Here is a 22,296-nt window from a genome sequence, read left to right as displayed (position 1 = left end):
TGTCGGGATGCGTCCTCAGGCGTCGGGACTGCCGCCCGCCGCCCGACGGCCCGCGGGGCGGCGGACCGCCTCGCCGCGCCCGTCGCCGGCCGTGCCCCCGGTGGCCGGAAGGCCCTCGTGCTCCCCATGCTGGAGCAGCCAGAGCCGGTGGTACAGCCCGCCCCGGGCCAGCAGCTCCTCGTGGGTGCCCACCTCGCGGATGCGACCGCGGTGGAGCACGATGATGCGGTCGGCGTGCTGGATCGTCGACAACCGGTGGGCGACGATCAGCGTGGTGCGTCCGCGGGTCAGCTGCCGCAGCGCCTCCTGGATCAGCTGCTCCGTCTCCGTGTCGATGCTGGCCGTCGCCTCGTCCAGCACCAGGATGGCGGGATCGTAGGCGAGGGCGCGGGCGAAGGCCAGCAGCTGCCGCTGGCCCGCCGACAGGGTGGCGCCGCGCTCCGTCACGGGCTCGTCGTACCCGCGCGGCAGCTTGCGGATGAACTCGTCGGCGCGGGTCAGGCGGGCGGCCCGTTCCACGTCCGCGTCGGAGATGGCGGGGTTCCACAGCCGGATGTTGTCGCGGATGGTGCCCGTGAAGAGGAACACGTCCTGCTGCACCACCGCGATGTGCCGCCGCAGCTCCTCCTGGGGCCACTCGCGCACGTCGATGCCGTCCACCCGGACCGCCCCGCGCTGGACGTCGTAGAACCGCACCAGGAGGTTCAGGATCGAGGTCTTGCCGGCGCCGGTGTGGCCCACGAAGGCCACCGTCTCGCCGGGTTCGACGCGGAAGGAGACGTCCCGCAGCACCCACTCCTCGTCGCGGTAGGCGAACCAGACGCCGTCGAACTCCACGGCCCCCTGCACCCGCGCCGGGACCCGCGGTCGCGGCGGATCGACCACCGCGGGCGGGGTGTCCAGCACGCCGAAGATGCGCTCGGCCGATGCCATGGCGGACTGCAGGATGTTGAACTTCTCCGCCAGCTCCGTGATCGGGCGGAAGAACCGCTGGACGTACTGGATGAACGCCACCAGGACGCCCAGGGGCAGCTCCCGTCCCAGCACCTGGGCGCCGCCGTAGGCCATGACCAGCGCCAGGGCCAGGGACGAGAGGAAGTCGATCACCGGCCGGAAGACGGCGAAGACCGTGACGTGGCGCAGGCTCGCCTGGAGATAGGCATGGTTGATCGCCTCGAACTCGGCGAACTGCTCGCGCTCGCGCCGGAACACCTGGATGATGCGCATGCCAGCGATGTTCTCGGAGAGGAAGGCGTTGATGCGGGCCAGCCGCACCCGCATCTGCCGGTAGGCGGCGCGGGCCTGGGTGCGGAAGACCGCGGCGGCCAGCGCCACCAGCGGCAGCACGGCGAAGGCCACCAGGGCCAGCCGGGCGTTGTACGCCAGCATGATGCCGGCGATCCCCACCAGGACGAACAGGTCCCGGAAGAGGTTGACCACCACGCTGGTGTACATCTCGTTCAGGGTCTCGACGTCGTTGGTCACCCGGGTGACCAGCCGGCCCACGGGGTTGCGGTCGAAGAAGGCCAGGGACATGCGCTGCAGGTGGCCGAACACCTCGGCGCGGATGTGGGCGACGATGCGCTGGGCCGTGCGCTGCAGCAGGTACCCCTGGGCGTAGGCCAGCCCGAAGGCGGCGGCCGCCAGGGCCAGGTACAGCCCCGCCAGCCGCACCACCGCGGTCCGTTCCGGCTGGCGGAGCTCGTGCAGCTCCGCCCGGCTGAGGAGGCGGGCCGGCAGGAGGCGCGCCGCGCCGCCCTCGGCGGCGCCGGACGTTGAGGCGGTGCCGTCGCGCGCGCCCGCACCGCCAGATGGCGGGGGATCGGCGGTCTGCGGGACCACCAGCACCGTGGCGCCGTGGCGGCTTGACACCCGCAGCTGGCTCGCCGGGGCGGTGACCGGTTCGTCCCCCACCAGGACCAGGTAGTGCTGGCCGTCGGCGGCCGCCAGGACCTGGTAGCGGGCCGCCGCCCGCTGCGCGGGGGGCAGGAAGTCGGCGGGCAGCCGGTCTTCCCGTAGGAAGAACCGGCCCTCGAAGGCCACCGCCTCGCGGCGCAGCCGCGCGGGAAGGCGCTCCATCGCCGCCGGGCTCAGGGCGATCCGGGGGCGGTCGGCCGCCCGCAGGTGGTGGTCGATGGCGGTCCGGATGAGCAACGGACCCGCCAGATCCGCCGCCGTCACCAGCAGCAGCATGAGGATGCTGAGCAGGATCCACCCCAGGTGGGGACGGGCATAGCCCAACAGGCGCCGCATCAGGCGGCCGTCGTAGAGCTTGCCGAGGTGCTCCTCCTCGCGGTATTCGTCCATGGGCCTCGATGGTTCCCCTTCCCTGATGCCTGCGGACCGAGGGTCCGTTGCGCCCAGTCGGGCCCCGGTCCGCGGTCCCGGCCGGCCCCGCCGCGGTCCCCGGTCCTGGCGGGTCCCCCGGCGACCCGCGGTCCTGTCGGTTTCCAATGAGATTCGCCGTCCGTGCGGCCCTCGCCGCGATCCGTCGCGGCGGGCTGCGCCCTGGCGGCCGGCGAGCCGGTCACCACCGGCAGGCCATCCCGGCCGGCGGCCGTGCGATCCTGCCGGCGCCGACGGCCGCCCCGCACCGCGGGCCGGCCCCTAGGGCTGCGGCGCGGGGCGGAGGATGCGGCCACCGGGCCTATTCGGCGGCGATCTGCTCCTCCAGCCGCTGGCGCCGGTAGAGGCGGTAGTACTCTCCGCGCCGCGCCAGCAGCTCCTCGTGGGTTCCCCGTTCGACGACGCGGCCGCCGTCGAGGACCAGGATCTCGTCGGCGTGCTGGACGGTGGAGACCCGGTGGGAGATCAGGATCGTGGTGCGCCGGGCCATGATCTCCCGCAGGCGTGCGAGGATGCGCGCCTCCGTCTGGCTGTCGACCGCCGAGAGGCAGTCGTCGAGGATCAGGATCGGCGGATCCTTGAGCAGGGCCCGGGCGATCCCGATGCGCTGACGCTGGCCGCCGGAGAGGGTGACGCCCCGCTCGCCGACGGGCGTGTCGAAGCCCTTCGGGAACCGGCGGATGTCCTCCTCGACCTGGGCATCCCGGGCGGCGGCCACGACGGCCTCCCGGCTCCAGTCGGCGGGGGCGAAGGCGATGTTCTCGGCGATGGTCTTGGAGAAGAGGAAGTGGTCCTGGGGCACGTAGCCGATGTCGCGCCGCAGCACCGCCAGGGGGATCTCTCGCACGTCGACGCCGTCGATGAACACCGTGCCCGCCGGCGGGTCGTACACCCGCACCAGCAGGTTGGCCAGGGTGCTCTTGCCCGACCCGGTGCGACCGATCAGGGCCAGCGTCCGGCCCGGCTCCACCGTCACCGTCAGATCCTCCAGGGCCGGCGGCAGGTCCGGTCGGTAACGGAAGGTGAGGTTTCGCACCTCGATCCGCCCCCGCAGGCGGCGGACCGGGGCGGGCCTCGGCGGATCGGTGATCTCCGGCCTCTCGGCGAGGATGGCGTCGATCCGCTCCATGGACGCGGCCCCGCGCTCCAGCAGGTTCACCACCCATCCGATGGCCAGCATCGGCCACACCAGCATGCCGAGGTAGCTGACGAAGGCGACGAAGTCGCCCAAGCTGATCACGCCGTCGAGGACCAGCGAACCGCCGTACCCGAGGACGATGACGAACCCCAGGGCGGTGAGGAACTCGATCAGCGGGTCGAAGGCGGCATCCACGCGATGGAGGTGCAGGTTGGCCTCCAGGTAGCGCCGGTTGACGCGGGCGAACGCCTGCTCCTCCGCCTGCGTCCGGGAGAACGCCTTGACCACCCGGATCCCGGAGAGGTTCTCCTGGACGCGGTCGGTCAGGTCGCTGAAGATGTCCTGCACGCGCCGGAAGCGGGCGTGGATCGCGCGGCCGAGCCCCCAGGAGGAGAGGGCCAGGAGGGGCAGCGGCAGGAGCCCCAGCAGGGTGAGCCGCCAGTCGATGGTCAGCAGCATCACCGCCAGGGTGCCGGTGCTCATCAGCAGCGAATCGGCCAGCATCAGCACGCCGGGCCCCAGCGCCATGCGCACCGCCTGCAGGTCGTTGGTGGCGTGGGCCATCAGATCGCCCGTCTTGTGGTGGTTGAAGTAGTTGGCCGACAGCGTCAGCAGGTGGCCGAACAGCCGCGCCCGCATCGCCTGCTCGATGCGCCAGGAGGTGCCGAAGACGTAGATCCGCCAGAGGTACCGGAAGATGCCCACCCCGACGGCGAGGCCGACCACCAGGGCGGCGTGACGCACCGCGCCGGGCAGGTCGAGGGCGCCGCGGTCGAGGGCGTCGGTGAAGGCGCCCACCAGGCGCGGGATGGCCAGCTGGAGCGCATCGGTGGCCATCAGCGCGCCGATGCCCAGGGCGTACCGGTGCCAGTAGGGGCGGATCAGGCGGATCAGGAAGGCCGTGCGCTTGCCCAAGGGGTCCATCCTTTCCGGTTGCCCCGTCTCCCGAGGGGTGCGCCACGGGCCCTGCCGGCGAAGCCGGCCGGTCCGGCGGCGCCCGCCAACGCCGGCCGAGCGCCCGAACGCCGGCGGCAAAGACTAAGTATAGCACAGCAGGGCCTCCGGCCCCGGGGGCGTCTCGCCGGAGGGGGCGCGGTCTGCCCCCGGGGCGGTCCTCGCGCTGGAGCCGGCTCGATCCGCGCCGCGGCCCGGCGGCCGGGGGACCCGGCGGCGCCACACCGCGGCGACCCCCGGATCCGGCCGCGCCCGCGCGAAACCCTATGGGTGAGCGGCCGGGACCGGCGGGGCCGATGCGCCCGGTCTCCCGGCTGCGATGGTCCACCCCCCAGGGTACTCCCCCTGTCTCGCGCGGAGGGGACCGCCACCGGCGGTCCCCTCCGCGCGTGGGCGGGGCGGGCCCGAGGCGCCAGGCATCGTCGCACCGCTCAGTCGTCGTCGCGGCTGTAGTGGGTCCCCACCGCCGCCGGCGGCGTGGAGCGGCGCACGACCCCGGCCAGCACCAGCAGCGTGACCACGTACGGCACCATCTCGAGGAACTGGTAGGGGATCGCCACGTTGGCCTGGATCGACAGCGCCTCCGCGGCGCCGAACAGGAGGGAGGCCAGGGCGGCGCCCGCGGGCGTCCAGTTGCCGAAGATCATCGCCGCCAGCGCCACGTAGCCCCGGCCCTGGGTCATGCCCTCCACGTAGACGTGGTTCAGCTCCACCACCAGGTACGATCCCGCCAGGCCCGCCATCATGCCGCTGAGGATCACGCCCGCCATCCGCAGGGACTCCACGTTGACCCCCAGGGTGTCGGCCGCCAGCGGGTTCTCGCCGCAGGCGCGCAGCCGCAGCCCGAAGGGCGTGCGCTGCTGGACGTACCAGGCCCCGAGGACCAGGAGGAAGCCGACGACCACCAGCGGCGAGACCTGGCCCAGGTAGGGGACCTGCAGCGGCGGCAGGCCCTCGACCCGCCCCGACGTGGTGGCGGTGCCGAAGGCCTGGTAGCTGCCGATGCGGACCAGGCCGGCGGCCAGCAGGTTGACGGCCACCCCGCTGACGATGTGGTCCACGCGGAAGCGCACCGCCGCCAGGGCATGCACCAGCGCCAACAGGCCCCCGGCCGCGATCCCCGCGGCGATGCCGGCCGCCGGACCCCACGCGGTGCCGGCCCAGGCCGAGGCGAAGGCGCCGCCGAGCATCATGCCCTCGAGCCCGATGTTGACGACCCCGCCCAGCTCGGTGAAGGTGGCGCCCACGCTGGTGATCAGGACGGGGAGGCTGAGGCGCAGGGTGCCGGCCAGGAGGGTCAGCAGGCCGGCCAGCAGGGCGGCGGTCCCGTCAGGCGCCGGCATGGTCTCCCCCCTCCCCCAGCGCCGGCGGCGCCGCCGACCGGGGCGGTGCCGGTTCGTCCGGATCCACCGCCTCCCGACGGCCCGGGGCACCGGCCAGGGTGCGGGCCCGCTCCCAGCGACGCAGCCAGCGTCCCCACGCGGCGGCGACGACGAGCATCGTCAGGATGATCGTGCCCTCCATCACCGTGACCACCTCCCGCGGCACCCCCGCCAGCGCCTGGACGCCGAGGCCGCCCCGCTGCAGGAAGGCGAAGAGGAAGGACGCCAGGATGACGCCGGCGGGGTGGTTGGCGCCGACCAGGGCCACGGCGATGCCGGTGAAGCCGTAGCCGCGGGGGAAGTCGATGTCCAGGTATCCGAAGTACCCGAGGAGGTCGGACAGCCCGATCAACCCGGCCAGGGCGCCGCTCAGGAGGAACGCCCTGCGCAGGGTGGCCTCCACCGGGATGCCGGCGGCCCGGGCGGCCTCGGGGTTGAGCCCCACCGCGCGGATCTCGAAGCCGAGGGGCGTGCGCCACAGCAGCAGGTACAAGCCGCCCGCCACCGCCAGGGCGACGGGGAAGAACCAGTCCAGCGCCACGGAGGGACGCAGGTGGATCCCCAGGGCCTCGGCCAGCCCGTGGATGCGCGGGATCCGGGCGCCGGGTGCGATCTCGGGCATGCGCACCCGCGGCGTGCTGCCGCCCTGGACGGGATCTCGGAAGACGTCGCCGATGAGCCACAGGAGCAGCGAGGCGGCGACGAAGTTCAGCATGATGGTGCTGATCACCTCGTGGACGCCCCGCCGCACGCGGAGCTCGGCGGGCAGCCACGCCCACAGGACGCCGCCCGCCATGCCCGCCAGGACCGTCAGGGGCAGGTGGACCGCCGGCGGCAGGCCGGCCAGGTACACCCCGGTGAGCGACGCCGTGAAGGCCCCCATCAGGTACTGGCCCTCGACGCCGATGTTGAACAGGCCGGCGCGGAAGCTGGTGGCCACGGCCAGGCCGGCGAAGATCAGGGGGGTCATGCGCGAGAGCACCCCCGCGAGGCTGTCCGCGCTCGCCAGGTTGTAGCGCAGCATGACCGTCAGGGCCTCCAGCGGGTCGCCGCCCGTGACTCGGACGACCACGGCCCCGATCAGCCCCGCCACGGCCACCGCCACCGCGGGCACCGCGACGGACAGCGAGGCCCGGACCCAGGGGTTCACGCCGTCTCACCCCCCGCCAGCATCAGGCGCCCGAGCCGCTCGGGGGTCACCTCGTCCCGCGGGACATCGCCCACCAGGCGCCCCCGGACCAGCACGCCGATGCGGTCGGCCAACGCCAGGATCTCCTCCAGGTCCGCGGAGATCAGCAGGATGCCCAGGCCTCGGGCCCGGGCGGCCAGGAGCTGACCCCAGACGAACTCGATGGCGCCCACGTCCAGGCCGCGGGTGGGCTGGGCGGCCACGACCAGCCGGGGTCCGCGCTCCAGCTCCCGGGCGAGCACCAGCTTCTGCTGGTTGCCACCGGAGAGGGCCGCGACGGGGACATCCAGGGAGGGCGTCCGCACGTCGTACGCGGCGACCAGGCGGGCGACCTGGGCCCGGATGGCCGCGGGCCGATACAGCGGGCCGCGCCGCCAGCGGGGATCGCGATGGCTGCCCAGCAGGGCGTTCTCCCACAGGGTCATGGGCAGCACCAGGGCCTGCCGCTGACGGTCCTCGGGGATCACCGCCAGTCCGGCCGCGCGCCGTCGCGCCACGCTCCAGCCGGCCGCGTCGTGGCCGAAGAGCCGGAGCCGGCCGCCGTCCACAGGGCGCAGACCCGCCACCACCTGCACCAGCTCGGCCTGGCCGTTGCCCTCGACGCCGGCGACGGCGTAGATCTCGCCCGCGCGGACCGTCAGGCTCACCCCGTCGAGTACGGCCCGCCCGCCCTCGCGGCAGGTGACCCCCTCCAGGGCCAGCGGCGGCGCCGGTTCGTCCTGCCGGGCCGGCTCGGGCCGCTGGACGCGGAACAGCACCGGCCGGCCGACCATCATCTCGGCCAGCTGCGCCTTGGTGGCGGCGCGGGCCTCCACGGTGCCGACCACGCGGCCGCGCCGCAGCACCGTGATGCGGTCGGCGATGGCCAGCACCTCATCCAGCTTGTGGCTGATGAAGAGGACGGTCGCGCCCTGCTGGCGCAGCGCCCGCAGGTGGCGGAAGAGCTCCTCCACCTCCTGGGGCGCCAGCACCGCCGTCGGCTCGTCCAGGATCAGCAGGCGGGCGCCGCGGTAGAGCACCTTGAGGATCTCCACCCGCTGCTGCTGGCCGACGGAGAGGTCGGCCACCCGCGCGTCGGGGTCGACGTCGAGCCGGTAGCGCCGGGCCAGGGCCTCCACCCGGGCGCGGGCGGTCGCCAGGTCGAGCCGGGCCCGGCCCCCGGGCTCGCTGCCCAGCACCACGTTCTCGGTCACGGTGAAGCGGGGGATGAGCATGAAGTGCTGGTGGACCATGCCGATGCCCAGCTGGGCGGCGTGCCGCGGGCCGCGCAGGCGGACCGGGCGGCCCTCCAGCCGGATCTCGCCGGCGTCGGGCGAATGGAGGCCGGCCAGGATCTTCATCAGCGTGGACTTGCCGGCGCCGTTCTCGCCGACGATGGCGTGGATCTCGCCGCGGCGCACGGCGAAGCTGATGTCGTCGTTGGCCACCAGGCCGGGGAATCGCTTGGTGATGTGGCGCACTTCCACCATCCACTCGGCGTCCGCCACCCCTGCACCTCCCCGCGCTGCCCTTGCCGTGGGTCGCCGGGCACGGGCAGGGGACGGCCGTCGCGCCGTCCCCTGCCCGTGCCTGCGCCCGTTGCCCCGCCCGGGTCCGGGCTCAGACGTCGCCGGGTCGCTCGGGCACCTGGATCTGTCCTTCCAGGATCTTCTGCTTGATCTCGTCCAGCTGGGCGGTGATGTCCTCGATCATCGGCCGGTTCTTGTCGTTGAGGGCGTAGCCCACGCCGCCCTCCTTGAGCCCGTACTGGCGCAGCCCCGGCTGGAAGTCGCCCTCGACGACGGAGCGGATCACGTCGAGGACGGCGACGTCGACACGCTTGACCATCGACGTCAAGATCACGTCGGCGTAGTCCGGCGCCGTCAGCGACTGGTCGGCGTCGACGCCGATGGCCAGCTTGCCCTCCTGCTTGACGGCCTCGAACACGCCCTTGCCCGTGGCGCCCGCCGCGTGGTAGATCACGTCGGCGCCCTGCCGGATCTGGGCCAGGGCCAGCTCGCGCCCCTTGGTCGGGTTGCTGAAGGCCTCGCCGGTGGTGCCGGCGTAGTCGACCAGCACCTGCACGTCGGGATTGACGTACTTCGCCCCCGCCCGGTAGCCGGCCTCGAAGCGCTCGATCAGCGCGCTCTTCATCCCGCCGACGAAGCCGATCTTGCCCGTCCGCGTCTTCAACGCCGCCGCCGCCCCGACGAGGAACGAGCCCTCGTGCTCCTTGAAGGTCAGGCAGGCCACGTTGTCCAGGGGCTCCTCGGGGCAGGAGTCGACGATGGCGAACTTCACGTCGGGGTACTCCTTGGCGACGGTGGTGATGGGATCGGTGAAGAGCAGCCCCACGCCGATCACCAGGTCGTAGCCCTGGTCGGCGAAGGTCCGCAGCAGGTCCTCCCGGTTCTGGCCGCCGGCGTCGGGTTCGGCGTCCTGGACCTCGACGCGGTCGCCGAACTCCTCCTTGGCCTGCTCGAGGCCCGCGTAGGCCATGTCGTTGAAGGATTGGTCGCCCCGGCCGCCGACGTCGTAGACGAGCCCCACGCGGATCCGGGGCTGCTCCGCTTCCCCGGTGCCCTGTTCGCCCTGCGACGGGCCGTCGCCGCCTCCGCCGCCGCACGCGGCGAGCACCAGCGCTCCGGCCAGCAGCAAGGCGAGCCCTGCGGTCCGACCCTGCGGTCGTCTGCGCATGCCCAAACCCCCTACGCAACCTTGGCTGTGCCCTGGGCGGACGTGCCGCGGCCGGGGTTCGTCGAACCAGGGCCTGACCGCCGGGGTTCGTCGAACCAGGGCCCGACCACGGCCCCCGCGCCGACTGGCCATCGCACCCCGCCTGCCGGCCGCCCGACCCGAGGCGCAGACCATGGACAGGTTCCGCGCCGGCGGACCGACTCCTGCCGGCGCCCCGGCCTGCGGCCCCAGAACATCCTGGACGCGACGGCGGCGGCTGGTCGCCATGGGGAGCGATGGGGGCGGCGGGAGCGGGGGATGCGCCGCGGCCCGGGCCGCGGCGGGCCCTCCCGGGTCGTGAGGAGCGGGGGCCGACCGGCTACGGTCGCGACACGTGGGGGTTGCCCTCGATCCAGAACCGCCAGGGCACGTGCCTCCACTCGCCGGCGTAGTCGATGTTGATCCGCGGGCCCCGGGCGACGGTCCCGACGGGGAAGGGCGGGTTGGGCCGGTGCAGCCGCAGGGGGGATGCGGGGTCGAAGAGGGGGAGCCCGTACTGGGCGCGGGTGATCCCCAGCGCCTGGCAGAGCCGGCCGGGGCCGCCCGTCAGGACCCGCGGGGGCAGGCGGCGGGGGTCGCCGGCCTGGCCGCGCCGACGGGCCATCAGCGCCAGGCCCCGGCGGGGCTCCAGCGCGCGCACCAGGACCGCGTGGGGCCGACCGGGCTCGGCGGCGACGACGTTGAAGCAGAAGTGCATGCCGTAGATCGAGAAGACGTAGGCGTGGCCCCCTGGCCCGAACATCACCTCGGTGCGGGCGGTGCGGCGTCCGCCGTAGGAGTGGGCGCCCTTGTCCTCCGGCCCCGCGTACGCCTCCACCTCGACGATGATGCCGCTGGCCAACCCCTGGGGCGTCTCGTGGACCAGCTCGAGGCCGAGGAGCGCGGGGGCCAGCTCCGGGGCCGGTCGGCGGAAGAACGCGGCCTCGACCACCGGCCCCAGGGGGACGGCGGCCAGGGGGTCGGCGGCGTCGGCGGTCGGGACGTCGGCGGTCACGGGCGCACCCTCCGCGGGCCGGGGACCCGGCGTTGCGGGTCCCGGGGGGCTTGCGGGTCCTGGGGTCTTGCGGGCCCGGGGGGTCGGGGGAGCCCCCAGCCGCCCGGGTCCCGCCCCACGGGCACCAGTCTAGCGCATCCAGCCCGCGGCGGGCCGGACCGACCGGCCGCCGCCCTGCGCCGCCCGGCATGGCCGCCTGGTGACCGGGAAAGGCTAACGGCCGGACCCGGCCCGGTGCCAGGGCGCCATGGCGGGGGGCAGGGGGGAGTGCCCCCCGGCCCTCGCCTGCCAGGGAGGGAGGCCGCCGCGATGCCGCAGGGCAGACCAGGGGGCTCCGGCAGCACCATCCTCGCCCGCGACCCCGCGTACACCGCGGCCCTGCCCGATCCGCGGGGCGACGCCAGCGTCGAGCTCCGCTACCTGGACGACGAGGGCCGCCACATGGTCCTCAGCATGGGACCCCAGCACCCCAGCACCCACGGCGTCCTGCGGGTGGTGCTGACGCTGGAGGGGGAGACCGTCGTCCACGCCGAGCCCGACATCGGCTTCATGCACCGCAACTGGGAGAAGCAGGCCGAGTACCGGACGTACGCGATGAACGTCCCCTTCGCCGATCGCAACGACTACCTGGCGCCGTTCCACAACGAGCGGCTGATCTGCGAGGCCATCGAGCGGCTGGTGGGCGTCGAGGTGCCCGAGCGGGCGCGGTGGCTGCGGCTCGCCCTGTGCGAGATGGAACGCATCGCCAGCCACGTCCTCTGGATCGGCACCATGGGCCTGGATCTCGGCGCGGTCACCCCCTTCCTCTACGCGTGGCGCGACCGGGAGATGTACTACATGCTGGTCCAGCAGCTCTCGGGCGGCCGGCTCTTCCCCCAGTTCATGCGCATCGGCGGGCTGCGCAACGACGTCCCCGACGGCTGGGTGGAGGCCGCCCTCCGGTGGCTGGACCACATGGAGCGCCAGGCGTGGCCGGAGTACGTCGACCTGCTCTTCGCCAACGAGTTCTACGTGCGCCGCACCCGGGGCGTGGGCGTCATCACCCCGCAGCAGGCCGTGGCCTGGCAGGCCAGCGGGCCCGTCCTGCGCGGCTGTGGCGTCGCCCGCGACCTGCGCACCCAGGACCGCGGCGTCCCCTACGACGAGCTGGGCTTCCGCCCCGTGGTGGCCGAGGGCGGGGACGTCTACGCGCGCAACCAGGTGCGGGTCCAGGAGGTGCGGGCCAGCATCCGCCTGGCCCGGGAGGCGTTGCACCGGCTGCCGGACGGGCCCGTCATCGCCAAGCTCCCGCGGGCCCTGCGCCCGGTGGGCGAGGTCTACCACGAGGTCGAGTCGCCGCGCGGCATCATCGGCCTCTACCTGGCGGCCAGCGGCGACGTGATGCCCTACCGCGCCCACTGGCGATCGCCCTGCTTCGTGCACCTGCAATTGCTGCCGTTGATGGCGCGCGGCCACCTGGTGGCGGACATGACGGCCATCATCGGCAGCCTCGACATCGTCCTGTGCGAGGTCGACCGCTAGCGCGCGCCCCCGCCCTCGGCACGCGGCCCGAGCCCGCCGCCCGGCCCCGCACCGGGCCTCGCGCCGGGTCCTGGGCCGCCGCGGGCCCGCGCCCCCGGCCCCGGGGGCCGGGGAGGGTCGGGCCTTGGCGCTCTCGGTGGGTCGGGGGCCTGAGGCTCCGGTCGAGCGGGTCGCCAGCCCTGCTCCAGCGGCCCCGGCGCGAAGAGGCCACAGCGGGGCCTTCCCCCGCAAGGTCCGGCGGGCCGGCTCGAGGCCCGTCGCCCTCGGCCCGCCAGCCTCCCGTCCCCGCCTCCCCGGGGACGGACGAACCGGCCTCCGGGGCAGGCCCTCCGGGGGCAGCCGGCGCCGGCGGTCATCGACTCGACCCAGGCCGTTACCTGAAACATCGTCATCTGTTTCAGGCAGCCGATCCTTGCGGATCGGCGGTGCCGGTCTTACCCAGCGATGCGCCGGTGCCGGCTTCCCGCTTCCTCCGGGACCGCCTGCCTTGCGGCAGGTCTTCCATCCCGTCCACGGGCGTTTTTCGTCTCCGGGCCACTCCCGGCGACGGCGGCCGCCAGGGCCGCGAGATTCCGGGCCGCGTTTTCGTCCCGGTCGAGCACGAAGCCGCATTCCTCGCAGCGGAAGATGCGCTCCGAAAGCGGCAGCGACAGCTTGACCGCACCGCACAGCGAGCAACGCTTGCTGCTGGGATAGAACAGCGGCGCTTCGACCAGGACCGCCCCGTACCAGGGGCACTTGTAGCGGAGCTGGCGGCGGATCTCCGCCAGGGCCGCATCGGCCAGCACCCGGGCGAGCCGCCGGTTCTTCAACATGCCCGCCACGTGCAGCCGTTCGACCACCACCACGCCATAGGTGGTCGCCAGATGGTGCGTCAGCTTGTGAAGGGCATCCTGGCGGAGGTTTCGGGCTCGCGCATGGAGCCGGGCCAGCCGGCGGCGGGCCTTGTGCCACCCCCGGCTGCCCCTCTGACGCCGGGCCAGGGCGCGGCTGGACCGGGCGATCTTCCGGAGCACTTTTTCAAGGGACCGGGGGTTCGGCCACTTCTCACCCGTCGAAAGGACCGCCAGGTGCTTCACCCCCGCGTCCACGCCCACCACCCGCCCGGGGAACCGGGGGCGGCCCGGTTGCCGCTCCACCTCGCAGGTGAAGCTGACGAACCACCGGCCCCCTTCCCGGGCGACCGTGGCGGACAGGATGCGGGCCGTTCCCGCTTCGATGCGCCGGAGCAGGGCCATGGTCGGCTCGTGGGTCTTCACGCGCCCGATCCGGGGCAGGACGACGTGGCTTTGGTCGTCCACCCGGATCGCGCCGGTGGTGAACCGCACCGACTCCCGGCCCCGGCCCTTTTTCCGGAACCGGGGGAACCCCACCCGGCGGCCCTTGCGTTCGCCCTGGCGGCTCTTCGACCAGTTCTGCAGGGCCCGGGCGAGTCCGTCCAGACCGGAGGAGTAGGCTTCCTTCGAGTTCTCCCGCCACCAGGGGGCGACGAGGTGCTTTTGCCGGTTCCACTCCCGCCGCAAGGCGGCGAGGGTCCATGGCACTTCCACGTCTTCACCCCGGGCGCGGGCTTCCAGGCGCTCCTTCACCAGCGCCAGACCCCAGTTGAAGGCGAAGCGGCGGGCGCCCACGTGGGAGGCCAACGCCCGTTCCTGGCGGGGTGTGGGGTCTAGGGCGAAGCGGTACGCCTGCAACACACGCATGGGGAAGCCCCCAAGATCATCCAAGGACATCGTACCAGAACATCTGTTCTCAGACAACGAGCCGGCCGAGGAGGGAAGGGGATGCGAAGATTTGATGATATTGGACGAGAAAGATAAGAAACGCACTAGCTGTTCTCAACCCTCGCCTGACCCACCGCCCACCGCCTGGCGGCCGGCGTCCCCCCCTTGACGGCGGGGCGGCGGATCCGTACGCTGGGTCCGTCGAGATGACCCGGGTCAGATCATGACCGCGGTCATTCCCGGGAGAAGCACCGCCGATCCCCGCGGGGGAGGGGATCCCGTTGAGCCTGCGCCAGCACCAGCGGGAGGCCGTGCGCCAGGCCCTGCTGCGGGAGGGCATGCGGCTGCTGGCCGCCCAGGGCTTCGCCGCCACCACGGTGGACCAGATCGCCAGCGCCGCCGGGGTCGCCAAGGGGACCTTCTACAACTACTTCGCCACCAAGGAGGACCTGGCCCTGGCCGCCCTCCCGCCGCGCCTGGAGGCCCTGCGTCGCGAGCTGGCCGGGGCGGAGGGGCTCCCCCTGCGCGCCGCGCTCCACCGCCTGCTCACCCGCCTGGCGGAGTGGACGCAACAGATCCACCCCGACGTGATCTGGCTGTGGTGCATCGAGAACCTGCGGCGGGGCGGGGCCGAGCGGGCCTCCCAGCTGCTCCACCGCCTGGTGACCGACCTCTGCGCCCGCGGCCAGCGGCGGGGCGAGATCACGGACCGGCGGCCGGCGGAGGAGGTGGCGCTGGACATCGAGGGGATCGTGCTGGCGCGGCTGGCCGCCTGGTACCACAGCGGGGCGCCGCCGGGCCTGCTGCCACGGCTCCTGGCGGCCGTCGACACCTACCTGGCCGGGGCGAGGGCCGGCGACCCGGCGGGCGATGCCGAGCGGACGGGCGCCGGCGCCTTGCGCCGGACGGAGGCCATGGGAAAGGAGACCGGAGGGCGATGACCGCGCACCACGCGTCCCCAACCCTGCGCCGTCGGGGGAACCTGGCGGCGGCCCTGGTGATCGCCGCCCTGGTGCTGGGCGCCTGCGGGACCCGGGCGGGGAACGGCGCGGCCGGCACGGGCGGATCCGAACCGCCCGCGGCGGTGCCCGTGGAGGTGGCCGAGGCCGTCCCCGGGACCCTGGCCCAGCCGGTGGAGCTGCCCGGCCGGGTGCGGGCCCGGGCCGAGGTGCCGGTCCGGCCCCAGGTGGCGGGGCCGATCACCGCCGTCCACGTCGAGGTGGGCCAACGGGTGCGCAAGGGCCAGGTGTTGGTGGAGCTCGACGCCGCCGCGGCCGAGGCCCAGGTGCGCCAGGCCGAGGCGGCCCTGGCCGCCGCCCGGGCCGCCGTCCGCCAGGCGGAGCAAGGCGCGGAGGGGCAGCGACTGCAGGCCGACGCCGAATACCGCCAGGCGCAGCTCGCCCACCAGGGCGCGGCCGCCCAGCTGGACGGGGCGCGGCAGGCGCTGGCGGCGTTGGAGCGGCAGTGGCAGGCCCTGGGCTGTGACGGCGCCGGCGGGGCCGCCCCGGGGACACCCACGGCGCCCCCGGCCGGCGCAGCGGCCGCGGGCGGCGCGCCGGCCGGCGCACCCGGCGCGGCCGGGCCCCACGGCGCCGCGACGGGGTGCGGCCAGCTGGCCGCATCCCTGGCCGAGGCGCGGGCGGCGGTGCGGCAAGCCGAGTTCGACCTGGAGGCGGCCAAGGTCCGCCTCGACGCGGCCCGTCGCGCCCGCGAGCTGGCGCGCCGCGGCGATCCCGCCGCCGCGGCCCGGGCGCAGGTCGACCAGGCGGAGGCCGCCCTGGCCCTGGCCCGCCAGCAGCTGGAGCGGACCCGGGTCACGGCGCCCGTCGACGGCGTGGTGGCGGCGGTGGCGGCGGAGGTGGGCACCCTCGCCTCCCCCCAGGCCCCGGAGCCGCTGGTGATCCTGGTGGACCCCGGCCCGGTGCAGGTGGCGGCCGAGCTGCCGGTCGGCCTCTACGACGCGGTGGACGACGGCGCCAGGGTCGAGGTGGTCGTGGGCCAGCAGACCTGGCCGGGCCGGGTGCGCAGCAAGACGCGGGTCCCCGACGCCCGCACCGGCGCCTACACCCTGACCGTCGACCTGGAACCGGCCAGCGGCGCCCGGTGGCCCGCCCCCGGGCAGCCCGCCACCGTGCGGCTGTCCATGGAGGGCGGCACCCGCGGCCTGCTGATCCCCGTCGACGCGCTGCAGGAGGGGGACGAACCCGGCCGCGGCACGGTCTTCGTCGTCGAGGGGGGTCGCGCCGAGCGGCGCGAGGTGCGGTACGGGACCGTCACCGCCGAACGGGCCCTGATCCTGGAGGGGCTGCAGCCCGGGGAGCGGGTGATCACCCGCGGCGCCGACGGCCTCGCCGGCGGCGAGCGGGTGCGGGTGGTGCCGCCCTCGTGAGCCGGCCGGCCGACGCCGGCGACGTCGTCGCCGGCGTCGGCCGGCGCCCGCCCCAGGCGCCGGATGCCCGCGGCGCCGCCAAGCCGCGACGAAAGGACGGTCGCCTTTGAGCATCGCACGCTTCTCCGTGCACCGGCCGGTGTTCGTCTCGGTCCTGGTCATCGCCCTGGTCCTGCTGGGCGCCTTCCTGCTGCCGGCCATGCCCGTCGACCTGTTGCCCCAGTTCGAGCTGCCGGTGGTGGTGGTCGCCACCTCGTACCCGGGCGCGGCCCCGGCCGAGCTGGAGGCGCGGGTGGTGGAGCCCCTGGAGCAGGCGGTCAGCACCGTCAACGGGGTCAAGGGCGTGCGATCCATCGCCCAGCCCGGATCCGCCCTGGTGATCCTGGAACTGGACTGGGGCGTCGACCTGGACTTCACGGTCCTCGAGGTGCAGAAGCGGATCGACGCCGTTCGCGGCGTGCTGCCGGAGGACGCCGACAGCCCCCGCGTCCTGACGCTGGATCCGGCCGCCGCCCCCGTGGTCACCGTGGGCGTCACCGGCGACCTGCCCGCCGGCCAGCTGCAGGCGCTGGCGGAAGACCGCATCGCCCCCGCCCTGGAGCAGGTGGACGGGGTGGCCTCGGTGGCCGTGGTCGGCGTCCGCCAGCGGGAGGTCCGGGTGCGGTTGGATCCCGCCCGGCTCGAGGCCTACGGGCTCAACCCCGCCCTGGTGGCGCGCGCCCTGGGGGGCGGTGCCGCGCTGGTGACGGCGGGCGCCGTCGACCGCGGCCGCGCGGAGCTGGCGGTGCGCCTCGACGCGCAGTACACCAGCGCCCGCGACGTGGCCGCGGCCGTGATCCCGACGCCCGGCGGGGCCGCGGTGCGGCTGGCCGACGTCGCCCAGGTCGAGGAGGCCCTGGCCGATCCGACGCAGCTGGCCTACCTGGATGGCAAGCCGGTGGTGCAGCTCCAGGTCCTCAAGGCCACCGACGGCAACACCCTGGCGGTCTCCCGCGGGGTGGAGCGGGCGCTGGAGCGGCTGGCCCCGCAGCTGCCGCCCGGCGTGGAGCTGCGCCCCATCCTCGACCAGGGGGACTTCATCGAGGAGTCGGTGCGCACCGTCGCCGAGCACGGCCTGCTGGGCGCCGTCATCGCCGTGGCCGTGCTCTACCTGTTCCTGGGCAACGGCCGGACCACCTTGGTGGTCGGCCTGATGCTGCCCGTGTCGGTGATCGGCTCCTTCGCCATGCTGGCCGCCGCCGGCCAGACGCTGAACATCGTCTCCCTCGGCGGCCTGCTGATCGGCATCGGGTCGCTGGTGGACTTCGCCATCGTCGTCATCGAGAGCATCCACCGCTATCGCCTCCGCGGCACGCCGCCCGCCGCGGGGGCCGAGCAGGGGACGGCCGAGGTGGCCGCAGCGGTCACGGCGTCCGCCATCGCCCAGGGAGCGGTGTTCTTCCCCATGTTGTTGATCGGCGGCCTGGCGGCCGAGCTGTTCACGCCCCTGGCGCTGGCCGTGATCTTCTCCCATGCCGCCGCCCTCTTCGGGGCCGTGACCTTCGTGCCGATGCTGGCGGCCCGGGTGCTGGGGGCCCATTACGAGCCCGTGGGCTTCCTGCGCGGCTTCCACCGCGCCATCGAGCGGATGGAGGCGGCCTACCGCCGGCTGCTGGCGGCCAGCTTGCGGCGCCGCGGCCTGGTCATGGCGGTGGCCCTGGCGGCGTTCGCGGCGAGCCTGGTCGGGGCGCCGCAGCTCGGCTCGGAGTTCCTCCCCCAGGCGGACAGCGGCGAGATCCAGGTCGCCGTCCGCACCCCGCCGGGGACGCGCCTGGAGGAGACGGCCGCGGTGGCGCGGCGGGTCGAGGAGCGGTTGCTGGCCGTGCCGGAGGTCGACCGGGTGGTGACCACCGTCGGCGCCACCGGTGGCGCCTTCAGCACCGCGGCGGCCGCAGGCAACGAGGCGACGGTGGTGGCGGTGCTGGTGCCCGTCGAGCAGCGGGATCGCTCGGTGTTCGACGTGCTGCGGGCGGTGCGGGCGGACCTCGACGCGATCCCCGGCGCCGAGATCCAGGCCACGGTGCAGTCGTCGGTCATGGGCGCCGGCTTGAGCCAGCTGGAGATCCAGATCGCGGGCGACGACCCCGACGTCCTGGCCCGGGTCGCCGACCAGGTGGTGGAAAGGGTCCGCCGGGTGCCCGGCGTGGCCGGCGCCGAGAGCAGCCTGCGGGAGACCCGACCCGAGGTGGTGATCCGCCCCGACCGCGACGCCCTGGCACGGGCCGGGCTCTCCGTCCAGGAGGTGGAGGTCGCGCTGCGCGCGGCGCTGGGGGGCATGACGGTGGCCCGGGTGCGCACGGGGCAAGACCAGTGGGACGTGCGCCTGATGCTGGCCGACGAGGCGCAGGCGCGCTACGGCTCCCTGGAGCACCTGCCGCTGCGCTCGGCGACGGGGCAGGTGGTGCGCCTGGGCGACGTGGCCGCGGTGACCGAGGAACGGGCGCCCCTGGCCATCACCCGGCAGGACGGTCGCCGCCAGGTGACGGTGGCGGTCCACCTGGACGGGAGCCGACCGCTGGGGGTGGTCTCCGCGGACCTGCGGCGCGAGCTGGCCGCCATGGACTGGCCGGGGGGCATGACGTGGGAGGTCGCCGGCGAGGCCGAGCAGATGGCCGAGACCTTCCGCTCGCTGGGGCTCTCCATCGTGCTCGCGGTGCTCCTGGTCTACCTGATCATGGCGGCCCAGTTCGAGTCCTTCTTCCACCCGCTGGTGATCCTGTTCTGCCTGCCGCCCACGGTGGTGGGCGCCGTGGCCGGCCTGGCGGTGCACCGGCTCCCCATCGGCGTCACCGCGCTGCTGGGCTTCTTGATGCTGGTGGGCGTGGTGATGAACAACGCCATCGTCCTGGTGGACTACACCAACGTGTTGCGGCGGCGCGGCCTCGCCCGGGACGCCGCCCTGCTGGAGGCGGGCCCTGTGCGCCTGCGGCCGATCCTGATGACCATGCTGACCACCAACCTGGGGCTGGTGCCCTTCGCCTACCTGCCCGGGGCCTCGTCGGAGCTGCTGCGGCCGCTGGCGGTGGTGGTGATCTACGGGCTCTTGCTCTCCACGCTGGTCACCCTGGTGCTGGTGCCGGTGGCCTACAGCCTGCTGGACGACGGCTTGCGCCGGCTGGGCCGGTTCGTCCGGCGCGGGCGGCCGCGGGAGGCTGCGGAACCGGGGACCGGCCTGGCCCAAGCGGGGCGATAGGGGCGCCGGGAGCCGGCAGCGGCGGCGGCAACCGGCACGGGCCAGCCAAGCCGGCCACCCACGTCGTCGCGGCCCCGGCCGCGGCCCGAGGTCGCCCGAACGCCGGCGGCCGGTGGCGCTGGGCCCACCGGCCGCCAAGGGACGGGCTCCGGCGCCGACGGCCCCCGGCACGCCGAGCTCCCGCCCGGGCGTCAGCGGGCGCCGTCCCGCCGCCCATGCCCGTCCGTCCCGCCTCACGCGCCCGTCCGACCCCCTCACACGCCCATCACGTTGTACCCCGCGTCGACGAACAGCACCTCGCCGGTGATGCTGGCCGCCAGGTCGCTGGCCAGGAACAGGGCGGCGTGGGCGACGTCCTCCTGGGTGACGTTGCGCCGCAGGGCCGAGCGTTCCGCGTGGGTCTTGATGAAGTCCGTCAGGTTGCGCACGCCGCGGGCGGCCAGGGTGTTGATGGGGCCGGCCGAGATGGCGTTGACCCGGATGCCCGCCGGACCCAGGTCCGCCGCCAGGTAGCGGACGCACGCCTCCAGCGCCGCCTTGGCGACGCCCATCACGTTGTAGTTGGGCACCGCCTTCTGGGCGCCGTAGTAGGTCATGGTCAGGATGGAGCCGCCCTCCTTCATCAGCGGCCGCGCCGCCCGGGCCAGCGCCACCAGCGAGTAGGCGCTCACGTCGAGGGCGATGCGGAAGTCCTCGCGCGTGGTCTCCACGAAGGGGTTCTCCAGGGCCTGCTTGGGAGCATAGGCCAGGCTGTGGACCAGCACGTCCAGCCGGTCCCAGTGCCGGGCCACGGTGGCGAAGGCCGCGTCGATCTGCGGGTCGAACGCGACGTCGCACTCCAGGAGCAGGGGCGGGCGCCGGAGCTCGGGAACCAGCTTCTGGACCCGCTCGCCCAGCCGCTGGTCCTGGTAGGCGATGGCCAGCTCCGCCCCCGCCGCATCCAGGGCGCGGGCGATGGCCCAGGCGATGCTGTGCTTGTTGGCCACCCCGAAGACCAGGGCCCGCTTGCCTTCCAGGAGGCCGGCGGGAACCGTCGTCGCCACGGAATCGTCACCCTTTCCCGTCGCTGTGGAAGCCCAGCCGATGGCCGTTCCCGTCGCGGCGGCGGCCAAGGTCGAACCGACGGTCCAAGGGCCGGCCGAACCGACCACCGTCGCCGCCGCGGCCTCGCCGAACCCCGCGGGCGGACCCCCTCGGGCTGGGTGCTCTCGGGCGCTCGGCGGCGGCAGGCGCTGGGTGCGCGGCCGGCCGGGCGGCCGTCGGTCCCCTTCACGAGCCGGCGGCCGCCGCCCCCGGCGATCCGCCCGCGCGGGGGCGTCGCGGCGTCCGCGTCAGGATGCGGGGCCCCGCGGCCTCGACCACCACCATCTCCTCGATGCTGTAGCCACCCAGCCCCGGCACGCGCAGGGCCGGCTCGATGCAGAGGACCATCCCCGCCTCCAGGCGATCGTCCACCCCGGGCATCAGCAGCGGCTCCTCCACGGTCTCGAGGCCGATGCCGTGGCCGAGCAGCGGCGCCAGGTGGCCGGCGAGCCCGAAGGACGCGGCTGCCTCTTCCGCCGCCGCCAGCAGGGCCGCCACCGGCGTGCCGGGCCGGCACCGCGCGAGGACCGCCTCCAGGCAGGCCGCGGTGGCGGCGGCCAGCCGCTCCAGCTCGGGACGAACCGGCTCGAGCAGCGCGGTGCGCAGCACGTCGAACTGGTAGCCCCGGCAGGCGCCGATGATGTCGAAGGCGACCGCCTCGCCCGGCTGCACCCGCCGGTCCGTGGCCTGGGGCCAGCGGAAGCTCAGCAGGGACCAGGCGCCGGCGTGCACCCGGAAGTAGCGCACGAAGTCGGCGCCGGCGGCCAGCGCGGCCGCGGTCCCCGCGGCGCCCAGCTGCTGCTCCGAGAGGCCGGGGCGCAGGACCTCGAGGGCCGCGGCCAGCCCCACATCGGCCACCGCCGCGGCTCGGGCGAGCAGCTCCTGTTCCTCCGGGTCCTTGACGCGGCGCGCCCGGCGAACCAGCGCGTCGGCGGGGACCCACTCCACGCCCGGCAGGGCCTGGGCGGCCGCCCGGAAGGCGGCCCAGGACCACAGGTCCGTCCCCGCGACGCCGATGCGGCCCGCGGTGAGCCCCAGGCGCTGGATCCACGTGCGGAGGGCCATGGGATGGGCGGGGGTGAGATCGACCCGGTCCGCCACCACCGTCTCGGGACGGGCCGCGTCGGCGATGAGGACCACCGGGCCGCGGCGCGGCACCAGCAGGAGCGACTGCCCCCAGCCCTCGTACCCCGGGACCGCCGCCGCCGTGGGGGCGGGGGCGTGGTGGCCGCAGAGGAAGGCCACGTCCCCGCCGCGTTCGTAGAAGGCACGGCCCACCGCCAGCACCGCATCGAGGCCCGCGGCCGCGGCGGCGGCCCGCAGCGCGTCCTGCCGCCGTCGGTAGGTGGCCTCGGGCAGGACCGGCCGGTCGATCCCGGGGCCCCGGGCCCCGCGGGGCAGGTAGGGCGCCGGGGCGGCGGGCGCCGGACCGGCGGCGTCGCCCGAGGGAGGTTCCGGGGCGGTTCCCGGTTCGTCCGACACCGGCGACACCTCGCTTCCGTCCCCCTACTTTGGCCGTCGGGCGCGGATTCCCTCCCGGGCCCCTTCCGGCCACCGCGCCGGGCCGGCGACGGCGGCCGCACCGCCGGCGGCCGCCGGCCCCCGGTGCCGGCGGCGCGGAGCCTCGGG

At 74.9% G+C, this 22,296-nt stretch carries 14 protein-coding genes; 4 read left to right on the top strand and 10 right to left on the bottom strand.

Translation table 11 applies throughout. The features are described 5' to 3' along the window. Positions 1-15: 15 nt before the first annotated feature. From E1B22_RS10260 to E1B22_RS10230, 7 genes are all read right to left on the bottom strand, one after another. Positions 16-2,307 carry an ABC transporter ATP-binding protein gene (locus E1B22_RS10260; RefSeq protein WP_135225576.1) on the bottom strand — a complete coding sequence of 764 codons (2,292 nt, stop codon included), beginning with the start codon at positions 2,305-2,307 and terminating at the stop codon, positions 16-18. Positions 2,308-2,647: 340 nt separating this feature from the next. Further along, positions 2,648-4,408 carry an ABC transporter ATP-binding protein gene (locus E1B22_RS10255; protein WP_243123330.1) on the bottom strand — a complete coding sequence of 587 codons (1,761 nt, stop codon included), beginning with the start codon at positions 4,406-4,408 and terminating at the stop codon, positions 2,648-2,650. Positions 4,409-4,869: 461 nt separating this feature from the next. Continuing rightward, on the bottom strand, positions 4,870-5,781 hold the full coding sequence (locus E1B22_RS10250; RefSeq protein ID WP_135225574.1) for an ABC transporter permease: 912 nt from the start codon (positions 5,779-5,781) through the stop codon (positions 4,870-4,872). Beyond that, positions 5,768-6,970, bottom strand: coding sequence for an ABC transporter permease (locus E1B22_RS10245; RefSeq protein ID WP_135225573.1), 1,203 nt, complete (start codon positions 6,968-6,970; stop codon positions 5,768-5,770). The genes E1B22_RS10250 and E1B22_RS10245 overlap by 14 nt, the downstream gene beginning before the upstream one ends. Beyond that, positions 6,967-8,496, bottom strand: coding sequence for an ABC transporter ATP-binding protein (locus tag E1B22_RS10240; RefSeq protein ID WP_135225572.1), 1,530 nt, complete (start codon positions 8,494-8,496; stop codon positions 6,967-6,969). Before E1B22_RS10240 ends, E1B22_RS10245 begins: the two co-directional genes overlap by 4 nt. A 112-nt stretch (positions 8,497-8,608) precedes the next feature. After that, positions 8,609-9,685, bottom strand: coding sequence for a BMP family protein (locus E1B22_RS10235; RefSeq protein WP_135225571.1), 1,077 nt, complete (start codon positions 9,683-9,685; stop codon positions 8,609-8,611). 358 nt (positions 9,686-10,043) lie between these two features. Continuing rightward, positions 10,044-10,718, bottom strand: coding sequence for a DNA-3-methyladenine glycosylase (locus E1B22_RS10230; protein ID WP_243123329.1), 675 nt, complete (start codon positions 10,716-10,718; stop codon positions 10,044-10,046). A 309-nt stretch (positions 10,719-11,027) separates the two neighbouring features. On the opposite strand from E1B22_RS10230, the gene E1B22_RS10225 reads away from it, so the two are divergent. After that, positions 11,028-12,239, top strand: a complete 1,212-nt coding sequence (locus E1B22_RS10225; RefSeq protein WP_135225570.1) for an NADH-quinone oxidoreductase subunit D — start codon at positions 11,028-11,030, stop codon at positions 12,237-12,239. A gap of 434 nt (positions 12,240-12,673) precedes the next feature. Here the strand turns inward: E1B22_RS10225 and tnpB are convergent, their stop codons facing one another. Further along, complete coding sequence (gene tnpB, locus E1B22_RS10220) at positions 12,674-13,942, bottom strand: IS607 family element RNA-guided endonuclease TnpB (RefSeq protein ID WP_135225569.1); 1,269 nt, start codon at positions 13,940-13,942, stop codon at positions 12,674-12,676. A 302-nt stretch (positions 13,943-14,244) separates the two neighbouring features. On the opposite strand from tnpB, the gene E1B22_RS10215 reads away from it, so the two are divergent. From E1B22_RS10215 to E1B22_RS10205, 3 genes are all read left to right on the top strand, one after another. Beyond that, on the top strand, positions 14,245-14,904 hold the full coding sequence (locus tag E1B22_RS10215; protein ID WP_135225568.1) for a TetR/AcrR family transcriptional regulator: 660 nt from the start codon (positions 14,245-14,247) through the stop codon (positions 14,902-14,904). Continuing rightward, positions 14,901-16,352: an efflux RND transporter periplasmic adaptor subunit gene (locus tag E1B22_RS10210; protein WP_135225567.1), complete on the top strand. Its 1,452-nt coding sequence runs from the start codon at positions 14,901-14,903 to the stop codon at positions 16,350-16,352. Before E1B22_RS10215 ends, E1B22_RS10210 begins: the two co-directional genes overlap by 4 nt. Before the next feature lie 106 nt (positions 16,353-16,458). Beyond that, on the top strand, positions 16,459-19,584 hold the full coding sequence (locus E1B22_RS10205; RefSeq protein ID WP_135225566.1) for an efflux RND transporter permease subunit: 3,126 nt from the start codon (positions 16,459-16,461) through the stop codon (positions 19,582-19,584). Between the two features lie 254 nt (positions 19,585-19,838). Here E1B22_RS10205 and E1B22_RS10200 read toward each other — a convergent pair whose 3' ends face one another. Together E1B22_RS10200 and E1B22_RS10195 are read right to left on the bottom strand one after the other, a co-directional pair. Further along, complete coding sequence (locus E1B22_RS10200) at positions 19,839-20,627, bottom strand: enoyl-ACP reductase (protein WP_135225565.1); 789 nt, start codon at positions 20,625-20,627, stop codon at positions 19,839-19,841. A gap of 226 nt (positions 20,628-20,853) precedes the next feature. After that, positions 20,854-22,158, bottom strand: a complete 1,305-nt coding sequence (locus tag E1B22_RS10195; RefSeq protein ID WP_135225564.1) for a M24 family metallopeptidase — start codon at positions 22,156-22,158, stop codon at positions 20,854-20,856. Between the last annotated feature and the right edge of the window lie 138 nt (positions 22,159-22,296).

This window comes from Thermaerobacter sp. FW80 (assembly GCF_004634385.1).
GTDB classification, from domain to species: Bacteria; Bacillota; Sulfobacillia; order Thermaerobacterales; family Thermaerobacteraceae; genus Thermaerobacter; species Thermaerobacter composti.
Note: the sequence above shows the minus strand (reverse complement) of the source record. Positions and strands in the feature narration are given on the sequence as shown.